15 protein-coding genes are annotated in these 6,601 nt (G+C 32.5%); all 15 read left to right on the forward strand.

Features of this window, described 5'->3' with window-relative positions; genetic code table 11:
* Positions 1-424, forward strand: a 424-nt coding sequence (gene rplP, locus ACH2BC_RS08290) for a 50S ribosomal protein L16 (protein WP_395053529.1), incomplete at its 5' end; no start/stop codon positions are given.
* A gap of 13 nt (positions 425-437) precedes the next feature.
* Entirely contained in the window at positions 438-629 is a 192-nt protein-coding gene (gene rpmC, locus ACH2BC_RS08295) for a 50S ribosomal protein L29 (protein WP_395053530.1), read from the forward strand.
* Between the two features lie 17 nt (positions 630-646).
* Positions 647-907: a 30S ribosomal protein S17 gene (gene rpsQ, locus ACH2BC_RS08300; protein WP_395053531.1), complete on the forward strand. Its 261-nt coding sequence runs from the start codon at positions 647-649 to the stop codon at positions 905-907.
* 2 nt (positions 908-909) lie between these two features.
* Entirely contained in the window at positions 910-1,278 is a 369-nt protein-coding gene (gene rplN, locus ACH2BC_RS08305; protein WP_395053532.1) for a 50S ribosomal protein L14, read from the forward strand.
* Positions 1,279-1,289: 11 nt separating this feature from the next.
* Positions 1,290-1,604, forward strand: coding sequence for a 50S ribosomal protein L24 (gene rplX, locus ACH2BC_RS08310; RefSeq protein ID WP_395053533.1), 315 nt, complete (start codon positions 1,290-1,292; stop codon positions 1,602-1,604).
* Between the two features lie 2 nt (positions 1,605-1,606).
* Positions 1,607-2,158: a 50S ribosomal protein L5 gene (gene rplE / locus ACH2BC_RS08315; protein WP_395053534.1), complete on the forward strand. Its 552-nt coding sequence runs from the start codon at positions 1,607-1,609 to the stop codon at positions 2,156-2,158.
* A gap of 3 nt (positions 2,159-2,161) precedes the next feature.
* A complete protein-coding gene (gene rpsN, locus ACH2BC_RS08320) occupies positions 2,162-2,431 on the forward strand; it encodes a 30S ribosomal protein S14 (RefSeq protein ID WP_395053535.1) in 270 nt (89 codons plus the stop codon).
* 75 nt (positions 2,432-2,506) lie between these two features.
* A complete protein-coding gene (gene rpsH, locus ACH2BC_RS08325; RefSeq protein WP_395053536.1) occupies positions 2,507-2,905 on the forward strand; it encodes a 30S ribosomal protein S8 in 399 nt (132 codons plus the stop codon).
* Between the two features lie 18 nt (positions 2,906-2,923).
* Entirely contained in the window at positions 2,924-3,466 is a 543-nt protein-coding gene (gene rplF, locus ACH2BC_RS08330; RefSeq protein WP_395053537.1) for a 50S ribosomal protein L6, read from the forward strand.
* Between the two features lie 11 nt (positions 3,467-3,477).
* A complete protein-coding gene (rplR, locus tag ACH2BC_RS08335) occupies positions 3,478-3,831 on the forward strand; it encodes a 50S ribosomal protein L18 (RefSeq protein WP_395053538.1) in 354 nt (117 codons plus the stop codon).
* A 6-nt stretch (positions 3,832-3,837) separates the two neighbouring features.
* A complete protein-coding gene (gene rpsE, locus ACH2BC_RS08340) occupies positions 3,838-4,362 on the forward strand; it encodes a 30S ribosomal protein S5 (protein WP_395053539.1) in 525 nt (174 codons plus the stop codon).
* A 12-nt stretch (positions 4,363-4,374) separates the two neighbouring features.
* On the forward strand, positions 4,375-4,554 hold the full coding sequence (gene rpmD / locus ACH2BC_RS08345) for a 50S ribosomal protein L30 (protein WP_103804330.1): 180 nt from the start codon (positions 4,375-4,377) through the stop codon (positions 4,552-4,554).
* Between the two features lie 14 nt (positions 4,555-4,568).
* Positions 4,569-5,021: a 50S ribosomal protein L15 gene (gene rplO, locus ACH2BC_RS08350; RefSeq protein ID WP_395053540.1), complete on the forward strand. Its 453-nt coding sequence runs from the start codon at positions 4,569-4,571 to the stop codon at positions 5,019-5,021.
* A gap of 12 nt (positions 5,022-5,033) precedes the next feature.
* On the forward strand, positions 5,034-6,377 hold the full coding sequence (gene secY, locus ACH2BC_RS08355; protein ID WP_395053541.1) for a preprotein translocase subunit SecY: 1,344 nt from the start codon (positions 5,034-5,036) through the stop codon (positions 6,375-6,377).
* 3 nt (positions 6,378-6,380) lie between these two features.
* The gene (gene infA / locus ACH2BC_RS08360) at positions 6,381-6,596 is read left to right on the forward strand and encodes a translation initiation factor IF-1 (RefSeq protein ID WP_007136545.1); all 216 of its coding nucleotides are present in this window, start codon (positions 6,381-6,383) and stop codon (positions 6,594-6,596) included.
* The last annotated feature ends 5 nt before the right edge of the window (positions 6,597-6,601 follow it).

Consider the following 6,601-nt stretch of genomic DNA (forward strand, 5'->3'; position numbering starts at 1 on the left):
GTTACAGCCTAAAAGAACAAAATACCGTAAGGTACAAAAAGGTAGAATGAAAGGTGTTTCTCAAAGAGGACATATGCTTTCAAGTGGAATGTTTGGAATTAAATCTGTACATGAAAATGGTATGTTTTTAACTTCACGTCAAATAGAAGCTGCGCGTATTGCTGCAACTCGTTTTATGAAAAGAGAAGGACAACTTTGGATAAATGTATTTCCAGACAAACCTATAACTAAGAAACCTCTTGAGGTACGTATGGGTAAAGGTAAAGGTGCCGTAGAATATTGGGCTGCCGTTGTTAAACCCGGAAAAATAATGTTTGAAGTTGGAGGAGTGCCTTTAGCTGTAGCTAAAGAAGCTTTACGCTTAGCTGCTCAAAAACTTCCAGTTAAAACTAAATTTGTTATTGCTAGAGATTTCGAAGCATAATCTTATATAAATTATGAAACAATCAGAAATTATCAATCTATCTACAGCTGAAGTACAAGTACAACTTGTTCAGTTGAAAAAAACATATGCCGAATTAAAAACGGCTCACACTATTTCACCAATTCAAAACCCTCTTCAAATAAGAACTATGAGAAGATCGGTAGCAAGATTGGCAACTGAACTAAGTAAAAGAGAGTTACAATAATTGTAATCTGCTGAAAGATGGAAGAAAAAAGAAATTTAAGAAAAGAAAGAGTTGGTGTAGTTACAAGCAACAAAATGGAGAAATCTATTGTTGTTTCTGAAACAAGAAAAGTAAAACACCCATTATATGGTAAGTTCGTGTTAAAGACTAAAAAATATGTTGCACACGACGAAACAAATGATTGCAACATTGGAGATACTGTAAAGATCATGGAAACTAGACCTTTAAGTAAATTAAAGTGTTGGAGATTAGTTGAAATCATTGAAAGAGCTAAATAATTATGGTACAACAAGAATCAAGACTAAAAGTCGCAGATAACACAGGTGCAAAAGAAGTTTTGACAATCCGTGTTTTAGGAGGAACGAAAAGACGTTATGCCTCTGTTGGAGATAAAATTGTAGTTTCAATTAAAGATGCAACACCTAACGGAAACGTTAAAAAAGGTACAGTTTCAACTGCAGTTGTTGTAAGAACTAAAAAAGAAGTGAGAAGAGCCGATGGTTCATACATTAGATTTGATGATAACGCTTGCGTTTTATTAAATGCTGCTGGTGAAATGAGAGGAACTCGTGTTTTTGGTCCTGTAGCAAGAGAGCTTCGTGAAAAACAATTTATGAAAATTGTATCATTAGCACCAGAAGTGCTTTAATTCGATTGATGATGACAAAGTTAAAAATAAAAACAGGCGATATTGTAAGAGTTATAGCTGGAGACCACAAAGGTTCTGAAGGTAAAATTGTTAGAGTTATCCGTGAAGACAATAAAGCAATTGTTGAAGGTGTTAATATGGTTTCAAAGCACACTAAACCAAGTGCTAAAAGTCCTCAAGGTGGAATTATTAAGAAAGAAGCACCAATTCAAATTTCAAATTTGTCTCTTATAGATCCAAAATCTAAAGAAACTACAAGAGTTGGAATTAGAATAGAAGGTGATAAGAAAGTAAGATTTTCGAAAAAATCTAATCAAGTATTATAGTTATGTCATATATACCTAGACTAAAAGAAGAGTATAAAAGTAGAATTGTACCTTCACTTAAAGAAGAATTCGGTTATAAAAACGTTATGCAAGTTCCAAAACTTGAAAAAATTGTTTTAAGCCGTGGAGTTGGGGCAGCAGTTTCTGATAAAAAGTTAGTTGACTATGCAGTTGACGAATTAACTAAAATTACAGGACAAAAATCTGTTTCTACAATTTCTAAAAAAGATGTTGCTTCTTTCAAATTAAGAAAAGGAATGCCAATTGGTGCTAAAGTAACTTTAAGAGGTGAAAGAATGTATGAGTTTTTAGATAGACTTATTACTTCTGCTTTACCACGTGTAAGAGATTTTAGCGGAATTAAAGCGACCGGTTTTGATGGAAGAGGTAATTACAATCTTGGAGTTTTAGAGCAAATCATTTTTCCGGAAATTGATATCGATAAAGTTAACAAAATCTCTGGTATGGATATTACTTTTGTAACATCTGCAAATACAGATAAGGAAGCAAAATCATTATTATCAGAATTAGGTTTACCTTTTAAAAAGAATTAAGATATGGCTAAAGAATCAATGAAAGCCCGTGAGGTGAAGAGAGAAAAAACGGTAGTAAAGTACGCTGAAAAAAGAAAAGCTTTGTTAGAAGCTAAGGATTATGAAGGTTTACAAAAATTACCAAAAAATGCTTCTCCAGTTCGTTTACACAACCGTTGTAAATTAACAGGTAGGCCAAGAGGTTATATGCGTCAATTTGGTTTGTCTCGTGTAACATTTCGTGAAATGGCTAACCAAGGTTTAATACCAGGTGTTAAAAAAGCGAGTTGGTAATAAAAATAGTTTTTAATTGGTTAAAGGTTCATAAAAATAGTTTTTATAGAAAACCATAACCGCAAATTTATACAAATGTATACAGATCCAATTGCAGATTATCTTACAAGAGTTAGAAATGCTGTGCGTGCAAACCACAAAGTTGTTGAAATTCCGGCATCTAATTTAAAAAAAGAAATCACAAAAATTTTATTCGATCAAGGATATATTTTAAGTTACAAGTTTGAAGACAACGCTGTTCAGGGTTCAATCAAAATTGCTTTGAAGTATGATAAAGATACTAAAGAGCCAGTAATTAAAGATATCCAAAGAATTAGTAAACCAGGTTTACGTAAATATGCAGGTGCTTCAAATGTACCAAGAATTCTTAATGGTTTAGGAATTGCTATTGTTTCAACTTCTAAAGGGTTGATGACAGGAAAACAAGCTAAACAATTGAATGTTGGTGGTGAAGTAATTTGTTACGTATACTAATTTATAAAATACTAAGCGATGTCAAGAATAGGTAAAAATCCAATAGTAATTCCAGCTGGTGTAACTGTAGAGTTAACAGAAGCTTTGGTTACAGTTAAAGGAAAATTAGGTCAACTAACACAAGAGTTTTCGGACGTTACAGTTAAAGTTGAAGAAGGTCAAGTACTAGTTGAAAGATCATCAGACCATAAAGATCAAAGAGCTAAACACGGTTTATACAGATCATTAATCAATAATATGATTGAAGGTGTATCTAACGGTTTTACTAAAGAGTTAGAACTTGTTGGTGTTGGTTATAGAGCATCAAATCAAGGTCAAAAACTTGATTTAGCACTTGGTTTTTCTCATAATATTGTTTTAGAAGTTGCTAAAGAAGTTACTTTAGAAACAATTTCCGAAAAAGGTAAAAACCCAATAGTTAAGTTAACATCTTTTGATAAACAACTTTTAGGTCAAATTGCCGCTAAAATTAGAGGTTTCCGTAAACCAGAACCTTATAAAGGAAAAGGTGTGAAATTTGTAGGTGAAGTATTAAGAAGAAAAGCTGGTAAATCAGCATAAAATTATAGATTATGTCATTAACAAAATCTGAAAGAAGACAGAGAATCCAGTATAGAATAAGAAAGATTGTTAGCGGAACAGCTGCAAGACCAAGACTTTCTGTATTCAGAAGTAATAAAGAAATCTATGCACAACTTATAGACGATGCAAATGGTGTTACATTATTAGCTATTTCTTCAAGAGATAAAGGAGTAGATTCTAAAGGTACTAATGTTGAAGTTGCAAATACAGTTGGAAAACTTGTTGCAGAAAAAGCATTAAAATCTGGTATAGATACAATAACATTCGATAGAGGAGGTTATTTATATCACGGTCGTATTAAATCATTAGCAGAAGGCGCAAGAGCGGCTGGACTTAAATTCTAATATATTATGTCTAATAAATACAAGAATGTAGAGTTAGTAAAACCAAGTGGTCTTGAATTAAAAGATCGTTTGGTAAGTGTAAATCGTGTTACCAAAGTAACTAAAGGAGGAAGAGCATTTGGTTTTTCCGCTATTGTTGTTGTAGGTGATGAAAGTGGTGTGGTTGGTCACGGATTAGGTAAATCTAAAGATGTTTCTGAAGCAATTGCGAAAGCAGTAGAAGATGCTAAGAAAAATTTAGTTAGAATTCCTCTAAGTGGACAATCTGTACCTCACGAACAAAAAGGTAAATTTGGTGGAGCTCGTGTATTTTTAATGCCTGCATCTCATGGTACAGGAGTTATTGCTGGTGGTGCTGTTCGTTCAGTACTTGAATCAGTTGGTATTCACGATGTATTATCAAAATCCCAAGGTTCTTCTAATCCACACAACGTGGTTAAAGCAACCTTTGATGCATTACTACAAATGAGAAGCGCATATACAGTTGCAAAACAAAGAGGCGTTTCTTTAGAAAAAGTTTTTAAAGGTTAATTCAAGGAAATTATGGCTAAATTATTAGTAAAACAGGTTAGAAGTAAAATTAATTGTCCACTTACACAAAAAAGAGGATTAGAAGCTTTGGGTCTACGTAAAATGGGTCAGGTTGTAGAGCATGATTCAAATCCAACTATCCTTGGAATGATAAATAAAGTTAAACACTTAGTTTCTGTAACAGAAGCTTAATAACAAAAACAGTTATGAATTTAAGTAACTTACAACCTGCTGAAGGTTCTACACACAATCAAAATAAAAGATTAGGTAGAGGAGAAGGTTCTGGAAAAGGTGGTACTTCTGCAAGAGGTCACAAAGGAGCAAAATCTCGTTCTGGTTATTCTAAAAAGATTGGATTTGAAGGTGGACAAATGCCATTACAAAGACGTGTTCCTAAGTTTGGTTTTACAAATGTTAATAGAATAGAACATCAAGGTGTTAATCTTGATAAACTTCAATTGCTAGTTGATAATGGAATTGTAACTGATACTGTAGACTTTTCTGTATTAGTTTCAAATCGTTTGGCTACTAAAACCGAACTCGTTAAGATTTTAGGTGGTGGCGAATTAAAAGCAAAATTGAAAGTATCTGCTCACAAATTTACTGCAACAGCTAAAGCCGCTATAGAAGCTGCTGGAGGTGAAGTAGTTTTATTATAATATTCTGATTATATGAAGAATTTTATTGAATCATTCAAGAATGTGTGGAAAATAGAGGAGTTGAAAAACAGAATCTTAGTTACTTTAGGTTTACTTTTAGTATATAGATTTGGTGCTCACGTTACTCTTCCAGGAATTGATGCAACACAATTAAGTGGTTTAACTGGTCAAACAAAAGACGGAATAGGTTCTATTCTAGATATGTTTACTGGTGGAGCATTTTCAAAAGCTTCAGTTTTTGCTCTAGGAATTATGCCATATATTTCTGCTTCAATCGTTGTACAGTTAATGGGAATAGCTATTCCTTATTTACAAAAACTTCAAAAAGATGGAGAAAGCGGAAGAAAGAAACTAAATCAAATCACACGTTGGTTGACAATTGGTATAACTTTACTTCAAGGTCCAGGTTACATTATTAATCTAAGACAAACTATTCCTCAAGAAGCATTTTTATTAGGTTTTGATTCATTTTCTTTCTTATTTTCATCAGTTTTAATTTTAACTACAGGTACAGTTTTTGCTATGTGGTTGGGAGAAAAAATAACTGACAAAGGAATTGGAAATGGTATTTCACTTTTAATAATGGTTGGTATTCTTGCAAGATTACCTCAAGCTTTAATTCAAGAATTTACATCAAGAGTTACTAATAATAATGGTGGACCAATGATATTGGTTTTAGAAATTATATTATGGTTATTAGTAATAATTGCTTGTATATTGTTAGTAATGGCTGTTAGAAAAATTCCTGTTCAATATGCTAGAAGAACTACTACAGGAGATTTTGAACAAGATATGATTGGTGGAAATAGACAATGGATTCCTTTAAAGCTTAATGCTGCTGGAGTTATGCCAATTATCTTTGCCCAAGCTATTATGTTTATTCCTGCTGCTCTTGCTGGTATTTCTGATTCAGAAATGTCACAATCAATTGCTGGAGCTTTTAGTAATATGTTTGGTCTTTGGTATAATTTAGTTTTTGCTACTTTAATTATAGTATTTACATTTTTCTATACTGCAATAACAGTTCCAACTAATAAAATGGCAGATGATTTAAAAAGAAGTGGTGGTTTCATTCCTGGTGTAAAACCTGGTGTTGAAACAGCAGACTTTCTTGATAAGATTATGTCACTTGTAACTTTTCCAGGATCATTATTTTTAGCTTTGATTGCTATATTTCCTGCAATAGTTGTTAGTTTTAATGTTCAACAATCTTGGGCTATGTTTTATGGTGGAACATCACTAATCATTATGGTTGGAGTTGCAATTGATACCATTCAACAAATAAATTCATATTTATTGAATAAAGAATACGACGGATTGATGAAAAGTGGAAAAAATAGAAAAGCAGTAGCTTAATATATGGCAAAACAATCAGCAATAGAACAAGACGGATCAATCATTGAAGCATTATCAAATGCGATGTTTCGTGTAGAATTAGAAAACGGACATATCGTTATCGCTCACATCTCTGGAAAAATGCGTATGCATTACATTAAATTGTTACCTGGTGACAAAGTAAAACTAGAAATGAGTCCTTACGATTTATCTAAAGCAAGAATTACCTATAGATATTAAAGATA

The organism is Flavobacterium sp. (genome assembly GCF_043760115.1).
In the GTDB taxonomy this organism is placed as follows: domain Bacteria; phylum Bacteroidota; class Bacteroidia; order Flavobacteriales; family Flavobacteriaceae; genus Flavobacterium.

Bases quoted from the DNA above. Each gene is read 5' to 3' on its own strand.
- rpmC (WP_395053530.1), top strand. From the start codon at position 438: ATGAAACAATCAGAAATTATCAATCTATCTACAGCTGAAGTACAAGTA.
- rpsQ (WP_395053531.1), top strand. From the start codon at position 647: ATGGAAGAAAAAAGAAATTTAAGAAAAGAAAGAGTTGGTGTAGTTACA.
- rplN (WP_395053532.1), top strand. From the start codon at position 910: ATGGTACAACAAGAATCAAGACTAAAAGTCGCAGATAACACAGGTGCA.
- rplX (WP_395053533.1), top strand. From the start codon at position 1,290: ATGACAAAGTTAAAAATAAAAACAGGCGATATTGTAAGAGTTATAGCT.
- rplE (WP_395053534.1), top strand. From the start codon at position 1,607: ATGTCATATATACCTAGACTAAAAGAAGAGTATAAAAGTAGAATTGTA.
- rpsN (WP_395053535.1), top strand. From the start codon at position 2,162: ATGGCTAAAGAATCAATGAAAGCCCGTGAGGTGAAGAGAGAAAAAACG.
- rpsH (WP_395053536.1), top strand. From the start codon at position 2,507: ATGTATACAGATCCAATTGCAGATTATCTTACAAGAGTTAGAAATGCT.
- rplF (WP_395053537.1), top strand. From the start codon at position 2,924: ATGTCAAGAATAGGTAAAAATCCAATAGTAATTCCAGCTGGTGTAACT.
- rplR (WP_395053538.1), top strand. From the start codon at position 3,478: ATGTCATTAACAAAATCTGAAAGAAGACAGAGAATCCAGTATAGAATA.
- rpsE (WP_395053539.1), top strand. From the start codon at position 3,838: ATGTCTAATAAATACAAGAATGTAGAGTTAGTAAAACCAAGTGGTCTT.
- rpmD (WP_103804330.1), top strand. From the start codon at position 4,375: ATGGCTAAATTATTAGTAAAACAGGTTAGAAGTAAAATTAATTGTCCA.
- rplO (WP_395053540.1), top strand. From the start codon at position 4,569: ATGAATTTAAGTAACTTACAACCTGCTGAAGGTTCTACACACAATCAA.
- secY (WP_395053541.1), top strand. From the start codon at position 5,034: ATGAAGAATTTTATTGAATCATTCAAGAATGTGTGGAAAATAGAGGAG.
- infA (WP_007136545.1), top strand. From the start codon at position 6,381: ATGGCAAAACAATCAGCAATAGAACAAGACGGATCAATCATTGAAGCA.